The sequence below is a fragment of the Pseudomonas aestuarii genome (assembly GCF_027988105.1).
Classification (GTDB): Bacteria; Pseudomonadota; Gammaproteobacteria; order Pseudomonadales; family Pseudomonadaceae; genus Aquipseudomonas; species Aquipseudomonas aestuarii.
The window spans coordinates 183,078-197,283 of record NZ_JAQJZJ010000001.1 but is presented as its reverse complement, the minus strand read 5'-3'; the positions used below and the strand labels follow the sequence as shown (position 1 = coordinate 197,283).

At 64.7% G+C, this 14,206-nt stretch carries 12 protein-coding genes and 1 riboswitch; of the genes, 2 read left to right on the top strand and 10 right to left on the bottom strand.

Annotated features, from left to right (window positions below; translation table 11 throughout):
* Window positions 1-16 precede the first annotated feature (16 nt).
* The 6 genes from PH586_RS00885 to PH586_RS00860 all read right to left on the bottom strand — a co-directional run bounded on the left by PH586_RS00885 (window position 17) and on the right by PH586_RS00860 (window position 5,769).
* On the bottom strand, window positions 17-1,000 hold the full coding sequence (locus PH586_RS00885; RefSeq protein ID WP_271345889.1) for an esterase-like activity of phytase family protein: 984 nt from the start codon (window positions 998-1,000) through the stop codon (window positions 17-19).
* Window positions 1,000-2,889 (bottom strand): DNA topoisomerase IV subunit B, encoded by a 1,890-nt coding sequence (gene parE / locus PH586_RS00880; protein WP_271345888.1) that lies wholly within the window; start codon window positions 2,887-2,889, stop codon window positions 1,000-1,002. The genes PH586_RS00885 and parE overlap by 1 nt, the downstream gene beginning before the upstream one ends.
* Window positions 2,890-2,906: 17 nt before the next feature.
* On the bottom strand, window positions 2,907-3,515 hold the full coding sequence (locus PH586_RS00875; protein ID WP_271345887.1) for a YqiA/YcfP family alpha/beta fold hydrolase: 609 nt from the start codon (window positions 3,513-3,515) through the stop codon (window positions 2,907-2,909).
* A gap of 87 nt (window positions 3,516-3,602) precedes the next feature.
* Window positions 3,603-4,418, bottom strand: coding sequence for a 3',5'-cyclic-AMP phosphodiesterase (cpdA, locus tag PH586_RS00870; RefSeq protein WP_271345886.1), 816 nt, complete (start codon window positions 4,416-4,418; stop codon window positions 3,603-3,605).
* A 290-nt stretch (window positions 4,419-4,708) separates the two neighbouring features.
* Complete coding sequence (locus PH586_RS00865; RefSeq protein WP_271345885.1) at window positions 4,709-5,161, bottom strand: DUF1249 domain-containing protein; 453 nt, start codon at window positions 5,159-5,161, stop codon at window positions 4,709-4,711.
* A complete protein-coding gene (locus tag PH586_RS00860; RefSeq protein ID WP_271345884.1) occupies window positions 5,152-5,769 on the bottom strand; it encodes an NUDIX domain-containing protein in 618 nt (205 codons plus the stop codon). The genes PH586_RS00865 and PH586_RS00860 overlap by 10 nt, the downstream gene beginning before the upstream one ends.
* 195 nt (window positions 5,770-5,964) lie before the next feature.
* On the opposite strand from PH586_RS00860, the gene PH586_RS00855 reads away from it, so the two are divergent.
* The gene (locus PH586_RS00855; protein WP_271345883.1) at window positions 5,965-6,705 is read left to right on the top strand and encodes an RsiV family protein; all 741 of its coding nucleotides are present in this window, start codon (window positions 5,965-5,967) and stop codon (window positions 6,703-6,705) included.
* Here the strand turns inward: PH586_RS00855 and cytX are convergent.
* On the bottom strand, window positions 6,674-7,963 hold the full coding sequence (cytX, locus tag PH586_RS00850; RefSeq protein WP_271345882.1) for a putative hydroxymethylpyrimidine transporter CytX: 1,290 nt from the start codon (window positions 7,961-7,963) through the stop codon (window positions 6,674-6,676). The two genes, PH586_RS00855 and cytX, sit on opposite strands and share 32 nt — an antisense overlap.
* A gap of 72 nt (window positions 7,964-8,035) precedes the next feature.
* Entirely contained in the window at window positions 8,036-9,931 is a 1,896-nt protein-coding gene (gene thiC, locus PH586_RS00845; protein ID WP_271345881.1) for a phosphomethylpyrimidine synthase ThiC, read from the bottom strand.
* 99 nt (window positions 9,932-10,030) lie between these two features.
* Window positions 10,031-10,137: riboswitch (TPP riboswitch) on the bottom strand.
* A gap of 217 nt (window positions 10,138-10,354) precedes the next feature.
* Here thiC and PH586_RS00840 point away from each other — a divergent pair.
* Window positions 10,355-11,800 (top strand): TolC family outer membrane protein, encoded by a 1,446-nt coding sequence (locus tag PH586_RS00840; RefSeq protein WP_271345879.1) that lies wholly within the window; start codon window positions 10,355-10,357, stop codon window positions 11,798-11,800.
* A 161-nt stretch (window positions 11,801-11,961) separates the two neighbouring features.
* On the opposite strand, the gene waaA is transcribed toward PH586_RS00840, so the two are convergent.
* The gene (gene waaA / locus PH586_RS00835; protein WP_271345878.1) at window positions 11,962-13,254 is read right to left on the bottom strand and encodes a lipid IV(A) 3-deoxy-D-manno-octulosonic acid transferase; all 1,293 of its coding nucleotides are present in this window, start codon (window positions 13,252-13,254) and stop codon (window positions 11,962-11,964) included.
* Window positions 13,255-13,287: 33 nt separating this feature from the next.
* Window positions 13,288-14,172, bottom strand: coding sequence for a LysR family transcriptional regulator (locus PH586_RS00830; RefSeq protein WP_271345877.1), 885 nt, complete (start codon window positions 14,170-14,172; stop codon window positions 13,288-13,290).
* Between the last annotated feature and the right edge of the window lie 34 nt (window positions 14,173-14,206).

The window sequence follows — 14,206 nt, the reverse complement described above, 5'->3', positions numbered from 1 at the left end:
CCCGCCGCTTGCGTGCTCACCGACGACGACCCCAGCCGCCCTTGGGTGCGGCGAAGCGCCAGACGACCGGGCGCTGCTCGCCATCGGCCCGGGTGTGCCGACCGTTGTCGCTGCCGACCCAGGCCCCCTGCTCGTCGATCCACAGCGCCTCGGCCAAGCCATAGGGCGGCGGATAACGCCGCGCATCGGTCAAGGCTTCGGCGGCGAACGACCAGCAGCGCTCGACAGCGCCATCGTTCAGATTGCGCCGACAGATGCGATGGGCCTGACGCTCGAGGGTGAAGAGTTTCTCCTTGTGCAGCACCACGGCGGAAAAGTCCCGGGGTTGCAGCTCACCGCCCAACTGCGCTGGTGCTGGCTCACTCCCGCCTTCGCTCATCAGCACGCAACCAGCGCTGCAGTGCCAGCTCGAACCGCGCTTGTGCAGCGCCAGCAGGCCGCGGCGCTGGCGTTCGGCCGCCAACCACAGGCGCTCGCCGGCGGAATCGATCGCCACTCCCTCGAGCAGCGCATTGAAGTGCCAGAGCATGCTGCTGGCACGCGCCTGGCGCACCATGCCCTCGGGCAGCGCCAGCCACTGTGGCGACCCTGCGGGAGGGATCTGCAATACGGCGGCGCGCGCCTCGCTGACCAGGTAGCGATTGCCGACGGCATCGCAGGACAGGCCTTCGAAATCCAGGTTGCCGCCACGCAGCAGACCGGCGACCAGGGTGCGCATGCGCAGGCCCCAGGGCAACGCGGTCGAGGGCGGGGGCGGCGCGACAAAGCGTTCGGCCTCGGCCTGCCAGTCGGCGTCACCGCCAGCCAGGCGATAGAGCCGGTCATCCTCGCGATCGGAAACGGCCCAGAGCGCCTCGCCACACCAAGCCAGCCCCGACAGGTTGCCGGCGGCGATGCCATTGATCGGGTGCTCGCTGACCAGGGCCAGCTCTTCCAGGGCCTGGGTCTGGGCCCATACCGGGGCGGCGACCAGCAACAGGGCGGCCGCCAGTTGCCGCATCAAAGCAGCACCTCGGCCAGGTTGCCCTTCGACTCCAGCCAGGACTTGCGGTCGCCGGCACGCTTCTTCGCCAGCAGCATGTCCATGAGTTCCTGGGTGCCTGGGAAATCCGCCAGGGTCAGCTGCACCAGGCGCCGGGTATTGGGGTCCATGGTGGTTTCGCGCAGCTGCGGTGGGTTCATCTCGCCGAGGCCCTTGAAGCGGGTGACCTGCGGTTTGCCGCGGCGTTTCTCGGCGACCAGACGGTCGAGGATGCCGTCGCGCTCGGCGTCGTCCAGGGCATAGAAGATCTCCTTGCCCAGGTCGATGCGGTACAGCGGCGGCATGGCCACGTAGATGTGTCCGGCATCCACCAGCGGACGAAAATGCTGGACGAACAGCGCGCACAGCAGGGTGGCAATGTGCAGACCGTCGGAGTCGGCGTCGGCGAGGATGCAGATCTTGCCGTAGCGCAACTGAGTCAGGTCGTTGGAACCGGGGTCGATGCCGATGGCCACGGCGATGTTGTGCACTTCCTGGGAGGCCAGCACTTCGCCGACATCCACCTCCCAGGTATTGAGGATCTTGCCGCGCAACGGCAGGATCGCCTGGAACTCCTTGTCGCGCGCCTGCTTGGCGCTGCCGCCGGCGGAATCGCCCTCGACCAGGAACAGTTCGGAGCGCATCGGGTCCTGACCGGCGCAGTCAGCCAGCTTGCCGGGCAGCGCCGGACCCTGGGTGATGCGCTTGCGCTCGACCTTCTTGCCGGCCTTGAGGCGGCGGTTGGCGTTGTTGATCGCCAGTTCGGCAAGCTGCTGACCGAGTTCCGGGTGGGCATTGAGCCACAGGCTGAAGGCGTCCTTGACCACCCCGGAGACGAAGGCCGCGGCCTCGCGTGAGGACAGGCGCTCCTTGGTCTGGCCGGAGAACTGCGCATCCTGCATCTTGGTCGACAGGACGAAGGCGATGCGCTCCCAGATGTCTTCCGGTGCCAGCTTGACCCCGCGCGGCAGCAGGCTGCGGAACTCGCAGAACTCGCGCATGGCGTCCAGCAGGCCCTGGCGCAGGCCGTTGACATGGGTGCCGCCCTGGGCCGTGGGGATCAGGTTGACGTAGCTTTCCTGCACCGTATCGCCGCCTTCTGGCAGCCACAGCAGCGCCCAGTCGACCGCCTCTTTATTGCCGCTGAGGCTGCCGCAGAACGGCTCGAGCGGCAGACGCTCGAACTCGCTGACCGCATCCACCAGATAGGAGCGCAGCCCCTCCTCGTACAGCCATTCCACCCGCTCGCCACTGGCCTTGTCCTCGAAGCTGACGTGCAGCCCCGGACAGAGCACGGCCTTGGCCTTGAGCACATGCTTGAGGCGGCTGACCGAGTACTTGGGGGAGTCGAAATACTTGGTGTCCGCCCAGAAATGCACACTGGTGCCGGTGTTGCGCTTGCCGACCGTACCGATCACCGCCAGATCGCTGGCCTTGAAGCCATCGGCAAAGGTCATGCGGTATTCGTTGCCATCGCGTTTGACCCGCACTTCGACGCGGGTCGACAGGGCGTTGACCACGGATATGCCGACGCCGTGCAAGCCGCCGGAGAACTGGTAGTTCTTGTTGGAGAACTTGCCGCCGGCGTGCAGTTTGGTGAGGATCAGCTCGACCCCCGAGACGCCCTCCTCGGGGTGAATATCCACCGGCATGCCGCGACCGTCGTCCAGCACTTCCAGGGAATTGTCCTCATGGAGGATCACCTGGATCGAAGTAGCATGCCCGGCCAGGGCCTCGTCGACGCTGTTGTCGATGACTTCCTGGGCCAGATGGTTGGGTCGGCTGGTGTCGGTGTACATGCCCGGGCGCTTGCGCACCGGATCCAGGCCGGAAAGGACTTCGATGGCGTCTGCGTTGTAACTGGCCATGGGCTCTCTGGTCGTGATTAAAGGTCGGAAAAGTCGGTATCGCGCCACAATTGGGGCGCAATGCCGGCGAAGGCAAAGAGCGCGGGCAAGCGCGCGGCAAACCCCTGAAAGCCATGATCGCCACCGGCCTGGATGCGCAGCGCGCAGGCGCGGTAATAGGCTTGGGCATCCCGGTAGTCGAGGGTTTCGTCGGCAGTCTGCAGCCACACCTGGTAACGCGCGGGGTCTTGCGGCGGAGGCACGTCCAGTTCGGCCAGGGCCAGCACATGATCGGCCGTCAGTTCCCAGGTTTCACCGCTGTAATAGTTGTGCTGCGGACCCAGGTAGCCATCGAAGCGCAGATGCGGACGCACTGCCGGATTGATCAACAGCGCGCGCAAGCCATGGCGCTCGGCCAAGTGGGTCGCATAGTAGCCGCCCAGGGAGCTGCCGACCAGCACGGGCCGGCCGAGTTCGGCGATCAGTGCCTCGAGCTGGGCAATCGCCCGGCGCGGATGATGCTCCAGCGCCGGCACCTGCAGTTGCGCGGCCAAACCCAGGCGCGTCATGGCGCGCGCCAGCTGGCTGGCCTTGAGCGAGGCCGGCGAGCTGTTGAGGCCGTGGAGATAGAGAATAGATGTGGTCATGGAGCGGGAGGCTACTAGTGCCAAGCATCAGGCTGCAAGCTGCAAGTACGTGCGCATGCCCTGCCAGCGCTTGCTTGCAGCCTGCGGCTAATAGCCTTTCACCGTGTAATCCACCTCGAAGTCGATCCCGGTTACCCGCGACACGCCGGTATCCAGCCGGCCGTCGGCATGCAGACGCAGCCAGCGGTAGCCGGGCGCCGTGGTGTCGACCTGGAATTCTTCGCTGCCCGGGGCGAACTGCACACAGGTGGAGGGCGACGCCAGCAGGCGCAGGCCTTTGTGCACTTGATCGAACTCCTGATGGATGTGCCCCCAGAGCACTGCACGCACCTGACTGAAGCGCTCCAGCACGGCGAAGAGCGCCTTGGGATTGCGCAAGCCGATGGGCTCCATCCAGCGACAGCCAATGGACACCGGATGATGGTGCAGACAAATCAGGTGATGCCGCTCCGGCGCCTCGCTCAGCGCACGCTCCAGCAGGGCCAACTGTTGCTCGCCCAGATAGCCCGGCACGGCGCCGGGAATCGACGAGTCGAGCAGGATGATGCGCCAATTACCCAGGTCGATCACCGGCTCCAGCAGATCGCTATTGACGCAGGCCAGCTGCATGGCCTGGACGTCGTCATGGTTACCGGGAAACCAGCGGGCCGGCGCCGCCAGCGCCGCGGTCATCTGCCGAAAGCGCTGGTAGGACGCCAGGCTACCGTCTTGCGACAGATCGCCACTGGCGAGCATCAGGTCGATCTGCGGCTGCTCTTGCAGCACCCGCTCGATTACCTGCTGCAGGCTGTCCTGGGTATCCAGGCCCAGTAGCTTGCCGGCCGCTTCGGCAAATAGATGGCTGTCGGACAGCTGCACCAGCAGGACCGAGGAATCAGCAGCGGAATTGAGCTCGCTCGGCAAGGCCGTCTCCTTGAGCGGAATAGAGTGGATTATGGTGGCTAGTCCGGCCAGCGGTAAACCCGTGAAGTGGGCATGGATCACATAAAAGCAGCTGCAAGGCGAAGCCAGACAGGGGGGAGGTCGCAATCAGGTTGTTGATTAAGCTTGTGCCTGAGCAGGCCGCTGTAAAGCTAACTGCGCTGGCAATACTGGGTTAAAGACGGACTCGGCTTTTTTTGCGGGGACACCTGGTTCTGGTCTTGCCCGCCTCGCCTACATTTTTCAACGGTCTGTTAGTGCTTGCCGCAGCGTTAAAACACCGGTTCCAGCTCATGGCCACAGGCTAGGCAATGACTCAGCCACTCACCGAGAAACAGGTTGAGCTGGGACTTTTCATCCGGCTGATGCATGGCGGCATTCGGATAGGGGTAGATGCTGCGAAAACGCCGGGCGTTCTGGGCGCCAATCACCTCGGCCATGCGCGCATCGTGGTACACCCGCACTTCCAGTTGCGGCACCGGCAACCAGGGCAGGCTGTGCTCCTGGCGCACCCGTACGGTCGAGGTATAGGGGCAGGTTTCCAGCACTTCCAGGGTCAGCACGCCGAGCAGGTGCTCGCCCTGACTCAGGGCGACCCGCCGCGCACAGGATGCCACGCGCATGTCCGGCAGCAGGCGCATCAAGCGTGCGTAGTTGGCTTCACAGCTCGCCTGCAGCTCGATCAAATCGACCCGGTAGCGCTCACGCAGCAGGTTCACGACCATAACCCCCTAACTTCGGCGCGGTTTAGCGCCAGCCACTGCAAGGCGATGATGCTCGCCGCATTGTTGATTCGCCCATCCTTGACCGCGTCCAGGGCATCTTCCAGTGGCAGGACATGCACCCGAATGTCCTCACCCTCCTCGGCCAGACCATGCACGCCCCCGGCCCCCACGCTAGTGCAACGCCCGAGGTAGAGGTAGACACGCTCGTCCGAACCACCGGGCGAAGGAAAGTATTCGCTAATCGGCCACAGCGAGGTCAGGGCCAGGTCGGCCTCCTCCACCGCCTCGCGCAGCGCCACTTCTTCCGGCTGCTCATCAGTATCGATCAGCCCCGCGACCAATTCCAGCAGCCAGGGGCTGGCGGATTTGCCCATGGCGCCGACACGGAACTGTTCGATCAGCACCACCTCATCGCGCTGCGGGTCATAGGGCAACACGCATACGGCATCGTGGCGGATAAACAGCTCACGACTGAGGGGCGGCCCCATTTCGCCAGAAAACTGCAGATGGCGCAGACGCAGGCGATCGAGGCTGTAAAACCCGCGGAAACAGGCTTCTCGCTCGATAATCTGCACCGCATCCGGGCCGGGTTTAAAGGTGTCGGTCATCCACGTCTCACTCAATCCGATAATCTGGGCTTTCGCGCATCCTACCCCTGCATCCAGCCTTGCGCAGCCTCTTTGCAGATTAGGCGCTGGCTGGGATCATGCAGCGCTCCGCGACGGGTTACCCTGGCGAACCACTGGGACAACCGGCAGTCCAACCCCGCGACCCTACCCTCTCTCCGTCTGGCGCAGAACTCAATGTTTGCACGAAAAAAACTCGTCACCCTCAGTCTTTGCCTCCTGCTAAGCGCCTGTCAGAGCCTGCTGCCAGGCACTGACCCACTGCCGGTGCAGCGTGTCGCCTGGGAGCACATTCAGCCCGACTGCCAGGGCCAGGCCTGCCCGCTGGTCAACATTGACACCCTGATTTTTCCCGACGAACCGCCACTCAGCGCATTGATCGAACAGCGCCTGCTGCAGATGACCAATGATTCGCCGGACGCGCCCCTGCCCGCTTCGCTGCAATCCTACGAATCGGACTTTCTGCACGGCGCCAAGCGCGGCTGGAATACCTACCTGCAAGCCAAGGTGCGCGAACAACATGACCAACTGGTGGTCATCGAATTGTCCAGCTACCTGTCCACGGGCGGGGCACACGGCATGCCCGGGCGCGGCTTCATCAACTACGACCGCACCCGGCAACAGGCCCTGAGCCTGCAGGACATGCTAGTGCCCGGGCAGACAACCGCATTCTGGAACCTTGCCAGCCAGGCCCACCAGCGCTGGCTGGCCGCCAACCAACTGGACCAGGACCCCGAGTACAGCCGCAACTGGCCGTTCGAGCACACCGAGAACGTTGCCCTTGGCCAGGCCGCAATGCTGCTGAAATACAACGTCTACAGCATTGCGCCCTACTCCAGCGGCCATCCGCAGCTGACGATTCCCTACAGCCAGCTCCAGGGAATCCTCAAACCGCAATACTTTCCTGCCGGCGACTGAAGGCAGCGAAGAGCAACTGCAGCCCCCCGGCCAGCAACAACGCCGGCAGGGTCGCCCCGATATCGGGCCAGAAATTCGCCAGCACGTGATAGATGCTCGCGCCGCAAGCCCAGGCCAGCAGCGTATCCCAGCGCAACGCCAGGCGCGGCGCCAGCTCTGCCCGGCGACGGCGCAGGATGAAATGATCGACCAGCACCACGCCGAACAGCGGGGCGAACACCGAGCCAATCAGCAACAGGAAGTTCTGGTACTCGGCCAGCGGTGCGAACCAGGCGATCAGGGTGCACAGCGCACCAATCGCCAACGCCAGCAGTTCGACCTTGAACGGCAACAGAATACCGACGGATACCGCTGCCGAATGGATGTCGGCAAAGGCGTTCTCCGACTCGTCGAGCAGGATCAGCAGCAACGGAATACCCAAACCGGCGCCCGCCAGGGCCAACAGCAAGGCGTTGACTTCGCCATTGTCGGCAAAGGCCAGGGTGTAGGCCACGCCCAGACTCATCAGCCAGAAGTTGCCGACGAAGAAGCCCAGCGCGGTGCCGCCGAACACCCGGCCGGCCGCCTTGCCGAAGCGCGAGTAGTCGGCAATCAGCGGCAGCCAGGACAGCGGCATGGCAATCGCAATGTCGAAGCCCAGGGCGAACGGCATCGAACCATCACCGCGGCGCGCCCACAACACCGCGAGATCGGCCTTGTCGAACAGGTTCCAGGTCAACCAGAGGCAGGCACCGAGCAGCAACCAGATCCCCCATTTGCGCAGGATCCGGCGCACGAAGGTCAGCGGGCCGGCTACCGCCAGCAGCGTCGCCAGCGCGCCAAACAACAAGGTCCACAGGCCTGGACTGTTCCACAGGCTGCCCTCGCCGAAGGCCCGCACCGCCAACACGCTGGCAGCATCGCGCATGACGATGATCTCGAATGCACCCCAACCGACCAGCTGCAATAGGTTGAGCACCGCCGGCACCACGGCCCCCTTGCTGCCCAGGCTGAGCTTCAGTGCCGCCATGGACGACAGCCCGGTATCGCTGCCGATTACCGCGACCGCACCCAACAACAGCACACCGACGGCGGTGCCACAGGCGATTGCCAGCAACGCGCCGCTCAGGCCCAGGCCCGGCGCCAGCAAGGCGCCAAGCTGCAGCACCATCAGGCCGATCCCGAGGGAAAACCACAGGGAAAACATGTCGCGCGCGCCAAACACCCGCTGAGCGGTCGAGACCGGCACATGCGGTGAGTAACTACTGGGGGTGTTCACTAGGGGCAAGGTCTCAAAGAGCTGAATAGGGAACGCCAGGAGCAAGCTTGCTCCTGGCGTCGGGCAACGCGGTCAGACCTGCTTGTAGATCACCGAGCCTTCGTCCTTGAAGCGCCCGGACTGCTCCTTGAAGCCAGCCTCGATGGCCTTCTGCTCGTCGGTCAGGCCATTGACCTTGGCGTAGTCGCGCACTTCCTGGGTGATCTTCATCGAGCAGAACTTCGGTCCGCACATGGAGCAGAAGTGCGCGACCTTGGCCGAATCCTTGGGCAGGGTCTCGTCGTGGTAGCTGCGCGCGGTATCCGGGTCCAGGCCGAGGTTGAACTGGTCTTCCCAGCGGAACTCGAAACGCGCCTTGGACAAGGCGTTGTCACGAATCTGCGCTCCCGGATGACCCTTGGCCAGGTCGGCGGCGTGGGCGGCGATCTTGTAGGTGATGATCCCGGTCTTGACGTCATCCTTGTTCGGCAGGCCCAGGTGTTCCTTGGGCGTGACGTAGCAGAGCATGGCGCAGCCGAACCAGCCGATCATCGCCGCACCGATGCCGCTGGTGATGTGGTCGTAGCCCGGCGCGATGTCGGTGGTCAGCGGGCCGAGGGTGTAGAACGGCGCCTCGTCGCAGCACTCCAGCTGCTTGTCCATGTTCTCCTTGATCAGCTGCATCGGCACGTGACCGGGGCCTTCGATCATGCACTGCACGTCGTGCTTCCAGGCGATCTTGGTCAGCTCGCCGAGGGTTTCCAGTTCGCCGAACTGCGCCGCGTCGTTGGCGTCGGCAATCGAACCCGGACGCAGGCCATCGCCCAGCGAGAAGCTGACGTCGTAGGCCTTCATGATCTGGCAGATGTCGTCGAAGTGGGTGTAGAGGAAATTCTCCTGGTGATGCGCCAGGCACCACTTGGCCATGATCGAGCCGCCGCGGCTGACGATACCGGTGACGCGCTTGGCAGTCAGCGGCACGTAGCGCAACAGCACGCCGGCGTGGATGGTGAAGTAGTCCACGCCCTGCTCGGCCTGCTCGATCAGGGTGTCGCGGAACAGCTCCCAGGTCAGGTCTTCGGCCACCCCGTTGACCTTCTCCAGCGCCTGGTAGATCGGCACGGTACCGATCGGCACCGGCGAGTTGCGGATGATCCACTCGCGGGTTTCATGGATGTGCTTGCCGGTGGACAGGTCCATCACGGTGTCCGAACCCCAGCGGATACCCCAGGTCAGCTTGGCCACTTCTTCCTCGATCGAGGAACCCAGCGCCGAGTTGCCGATGTTGCCGTTGATCTTCACCAGGAAGTTGCGGCCGATGATCATCGGCTCCAGCTCGGTGTGGTTGATGTTGGCGGGAATGATGGCGCGACCGCGGGCGATTTCCTCGCGGACGAACTCGGCGCTGATCTCCTTCGGCACTGAGGCGCCGAAGCTGTGGCCGGCGTGCTGCTGGTCAAGCAGACCGGCGGCGCGGGCTTCCTGCAGCTTGAGGTTCTCGCGGATGGCGACGTATTCCATCTCCGGGGTAATGATGCCCTGACGCGCGTAGTGCATCTGGCTGACGTTCTTGCCGGCCTTGGCCCGGCGCGGGTTGCGCACATGGGCGAAGCGCATCTTGGTCAGCTCGGGATTGACCAGGCGCTCCTGGCCGAAGTGCGAGGACAGGCCGTCGAGCAGTTCAGTATCGCCGCGGTCGTCGATCCAGGCCGAGCGCACATCGCCCAGGCCCTGGCGCACATCGATGGTGACGTTCGGGTCGGTGTAAGGGCCGGAGGTGTCATAGACCAGCACCGGCGCATTGATCTCGCCACCGAACTCGGTCGGGGTGATGTCGAGGCTGATCTCGCGCATCGGCACGCGGATGTCCGCACGCGAGCCTTGCACGTAGATCTTCTGCGAGCGCGGAAACGGCTGGATCGACTGCTGGTCGACCTGAGCAGAATCACTCAGATTGCTGGTGTCGAGATTTTTTTCTTGTGTGCTCATCGGCTGGTGCTCTCCTGGGACGATATGTCGGAGCGAACCTGAGACGGATGAGCGTACGGAGTGCACCGCCAGTGGTGCCGAGAGCACTCGCCGAGGGGCTGGCGAGGCCATCTTGTTCCCTACGCAGGCCTTAACCTGATCAGGTTCAACGGGATCCGGCAGCTGCCAATCTCAGCCCCGCAAATGGGGCACCCCGACAAGAACCCGGCCAGTCTAATCAAGACACCGCAATAAAACCAACCGGGGAGTCAAAAAAGCCTGACCCGCGCGTCGGATAGTGACGACGCCCTCCCAGTCAAGCAGATTGTTGCGCACAGGCAACATAGCTTGTTGCAAACTACACTCAGGCACATTAAGCATGCCTTGACCCTCTTGGCAGCGCCCCTTAGCCTTGCCCATTACCGCCAAATTCAGGATCTCCTCATGTTGCGCAGACTCTCCCTGACGCTTGCTGTGGCTGCTGCTTCCGCTGGCATGGCCTGGGCTGAACAGGCCCCGCTGTCCACCAAAACGAACCTCGTCACGGTCTATCAGGAAGCCGCCAACAACAACGCCGACCTGGCGGCCGCCCGCGCCGACTACCAGGCCCGCCGCGAAGTGGTGCCACAGGCACGTTCCGGCTTGCTGCCGAACCTCTCGGCCGGTGCCAACATGAGCGACACCCGGACAGATGTGGATACCTCGAACGGATCGCAATCGATTTCCCGCAGCGGCACGGTGTACCAAGCCAGCCTCAGCCAGCCACTGTTCCGCGCAGACCGCTGGTTCCAACTGCAGGCCGCCGAAGACAGTAGCGAGCAGGCCGCGCTGGAACTGTCCGCGATCGAACAGAGCCTGATCCTGCAGAGTGCGGAAAGCTACTTCGCGGTGCTGCGCGCCCAGGACACCCTGGCCTCGACCAAGGCCGAAGAAGCGGCCTTCAAACGCCAACTCGATCAGGCCAACGAACGTTTCGACGTCGGCCTGTCGGACAAGACCGACGTGCTTGAGGCACAGGCCGGCTTCGATACGGCACGGGCCAACCGGATCATTGCCCAGCGCCAGGTCGAGGATGCCTTCCAGGCACTGATCACCCTGACCAACCGCGAATATGTCGCGCTCGAGGGAATCAAACATAGCCTGCCGATCCTGGCGCCGACGCCGAACGACGCCAAGGCCTGGGTCGATACCGCCGCCGCGCAAAATCTCAACCTGCAAGCCAGCAATTATGCGGTGAGCGCCGCCGAAGAAACCCTGCGCCAGCGCAAGGCCGGGCATGCGCCGACCCTGGACGCGGTAGCCAGCTACCAGAGAGGCGATAACGACAGCCTCGGTTTCACCAATAGTGGCGCCAGCCCCACGACCTTCAGCAGCGATGCCGAACAGCGCTCGATCGGCCTGCAGCTGAATATCCCGCTCTACAGCGGCGGCCTGACCAGCTCCCAGGTGCGCGAGGCCTACCAGCGCCTGACCCAGAGCGAGCAGCTGCGCGAAAGCCTGCGCCGTCAGGTGGTGCAAAGCACCCGCAACCTGCACCGCGCGGTGAACACCGACGTGGAAACCGTGCAGGCGCGCAAACAGTCGATCATCTCCAACCAGAGCGCCCTGGAGGCCACGGAAATCGGCTACCAGGTCGGCACCCGCAACATCGTCGACGTGCTCGATTCCCAGCGCCAACTGTACAGTTCGGTGCGCACCTATAACGATGCGCGCTACGACTACATTCTCAACAACCTGCGCCTCAAGCAGGCCGCTGGCACCCTGAGCCCGGCCGACCTGGAAGCCCTCGAGCAATACCTCAAGTCGGACTACGACCCAGACAAGGACTTCCTGCCACCCGACCTGGCCGAGGCCGCCGAAGCGCAGTTGCGCGGCACTCTGGATTATTGAGCGGCTCACGTTGAGTCGCACGGATTGAGTCGCTCGGATTGAGCCGTCCTGTTCAGCAAAAAGCCCGACGCGAGTCGGGCTTTTTTGTGGGTACCGCCGGCTGAGTGGTGGCGCGCAGAGCCAGCTGAAATGCGCCTACCGCGCAGGCTGCGCCATGCGCATCAGGTTCCGGGCTGGAACAAGCGCGCCAATCCCGCCAGCAAGCGTGCCAGCGCGCCCTGGTTGGCCTGCATGACCGCCTGGCCCGCCTCGCGCATGGCCTGCGCCAGGGCAGGCTCGCGCCACAGCTGATCGACCCGGTGCGCCAGGCCCCCGGCATCCGCCACTTCGAGCAGCGCGCCGGCCTCACGCAACTGCGCGGCGATCTCGAGAAAATTGAACAGGTGCGGGCCGCTGAGTACCGGCTTGCCCAGCGCCGCCGGCTCCAGCAGGTTATGCCCGCCATTGCCCACCAGGCTGCCACCGACGAAAGCCAGATCGGCCAGGGCATAGAGAAACAGCAACTCGCCCATGGTGTCGCCGAGCAACACCTGATCGCTCGTCGCCACAACCTCGCCACTGGCGCGTCGGCGCGTGGCGAAGCCTTGGCGCTGGCACAGTTCGTAGACCGAGTCGAAGCGTTCCGGATGCCGCGGCACCAGAATCAACAGGGCCTCGGGCCACCGCTCGAGTAGCACGCGGTGCGCGGCCAGGACGATCTCATCCTCACCGGCGTGGGTGCTGGCGGCGATCCACACCGGCCGCTGCACGGCGCCCCACTGCTCGCGCAACTCGGCGGCGCGCACAAGCAACGCGGGGTCGATTCTCAGATCGAACTTGATCGAGCCGGTCACCTCGACGCACTCGGGCCGGGCACCCAGACGGCGAAAGCGCTCGGCCTCGGCGCTGGTCTGCACCGCAATCAGGCTCAACTCGGCCAGCATCGGCGCGGTCAGCTTGGCGAAGCGCGCATAACCGCGCGCCGAACGCTCGGACAGCCGCGCATTGGCCAGGGCCACGGGAATGCCGCGGCGGGCACATTGGTGGATGTGGTTGGGCCACAACTCGGTCTCCATGACCACCGCCAGCCGAGGCTGCGCGCGGTCGAGAAAGCGCGCCGCAGCCCACGGCAAGTCATAGGGCAGGTAGCAGTGCTGCACGCGTCCGGCATAGTCGGGCCCGGCGAACATGGCCTGAATCCGCTCGGAGCCGGTCGGCGTCATGCAGGTGATGGTGATCGGCAGCTGCGGGTAGCGCGTCAGCAGCTGGCGAATCAGCGGCGCGGCGGCAATGCTCTCGCCCACCGACACGGCATGCAGCCAGATGCCCCCGGTTTGCAGGGGCGGCAAGCCGAGGGCGAAGCGCTCGCCAATGCGTTTGGCATACGCCGGTGCGCGCCACGCGCGCCAGGCCAGACGCCCGGCGACCAGGGGCAGAGCGAGATGCAGCAGCAGGGTGTAGAGGTGTCTATTCATGGGCGCGCAGCTTAGCAGAGCGGCCGCCGGCAATCAGCCGATGGCTTGCAGGCGCTCGGCAAAACAGTCGGCCAGCCAGAGCGCCGCCGGCCCCGGGGCTTCATCACGGCGACAGACCAACTCCACCACCAGCGGCGGCGGGGTCCAGTCGCTGCGCAATTCGACCAATTGACCCTGATAGGTCGGGTACTGCACCACATGGCGCGGCAACCAGGCCCAGCCGAGGTTGCGCATCAACAACTCGGCCATGGCGTAGAAGCTGTCGGTGCGCCAGACCGAGGGGCTGATCTGCTCGCCGCCCGGATAGAGACTGTCCTGCGGCGCCATCAGCAATTGCCGGTGGCGCGCCAACTCGCGTCGGTCGACATGCCCCGTCCCAGCCAGTGCATGCCCGGCACCGCACACCGTGACCATCTCGATAGTGCCCAGTCGCTGGCGCTCCAGGGCTTCAGGCATCTGCTCGTGGTGAAACAGCAGCCCGAGGTCGGCGCGGCGCTCCAGCAGCTTGCGCGCGACATCGCCCTGGGCGCCGCTGGCCAGTTGCACCTCCAGCAGCGGAAAGGCTTGGGCCAGGGCCTCGAGGCTGTCGAGTACCGGCTGATAGGGCATGGCCTCGTCCTGGGCCAGACGCAGACACACTTCCTCACCGCGCACCAGCCCCAGCGCCCGGCCTTGCAGGCGTTCGCACTGGCGCAGCACCTCGCGCGCTTCTTCCAGTAGCGACCCACCGGCGGCCGTCAGGCGTGGCTGGCGGCCACTGCTGCGCTCGAACAGCAGTACCCCGAGATCGGCTTCCAACAGGGCGATGGCATTGCTCACCGCCGACTGCGCGCGATTCATCTGCCGGGCCACGGCAGAAAACGACTGGCCCTCGGCCACACTGACGAACAGGCGGATTTGCTCCAGACTCCACTGCATAACCAATCTCCAAACCAGATAGGTAATCACTTTA

What these genes read in the sequence shown, in the direction of transcription:
- PH586_RS00885 (WP_271345889.1), bottom strand. Translation starts at nt 1,000, where the DNA reads ATGCGGCAACTGGCGGCCGCCCTGTTGCTGGTCGCCGCCCCGGTATGG.
- parE (WP_271345888.1), bottom strand. Translation starts at nt 2,889, where the DNA reads ATGGCCAGTTACAACGCAGACGCCATCGAAGTCCTTTCCGGCCTGGAT.
- PH586_RS00875 (WP_271345887.1), bottom strand. Translation starts at nt 3,515, where the DNA reads ATGACCACATCTATTCTCTATCTCCACGGCCTCAACAGCTCGCCGGCC.
- PH586_RS00865 (WP_271345885.1), bottom strand. Translation starts at nt 5,161, where the DNA reads ATGGTCGTGAACCTGCTGCGTGAGCGCTACCGGGTCGATTTGATCGAG.
- PH586_RS00860 (WP_271345884.1), bottom strand. Translation starts at nt 5,769, where the DNA reads ATGACCGACACCTTTAAACCCGGCCCGGATGCGGTGCAGATTATCGAG.
- PH586_RS00855 (WP_271345883.1), top strand. Translation starts at nt 5,965, where the DNA reads ATGTTTGCACGAAAAAAACTCGTCACCCTCAGTCTTTGCCTCCTGCTA.
- thiC (WP_271345881.1), bottom strand. Translation starts at nt 9,931, where the DNA reads ATGAGCACACAAGAAAAAAATCTCGACACCAGCAATCTGAGTGATTCT.
- PH586_RS00840 (WP_271345879.1), top strand. Translation starts at nt 10,355, where the DNA reads ATGTTGCGCAGACTCTCCCTGACGCTTGCTGTGGCTGCTGCTTCCGCT.
- waaA (WP_271345878.1), bottom strand. Translation starts at nt 13,254, where the DNA reads ATGAATAGACACCTCTACACCCTGCTGCTGCATCTCGCTCTGCCCCTG.
- PH586_RS00830 (WP_271345877.1), bottom strand. Translation starts at nt 14,172, where the DNA reads ATGCAGTGGAGTCTGGAGCAAATCCGCCTGTTCGTCAGTGTGGCCGAG.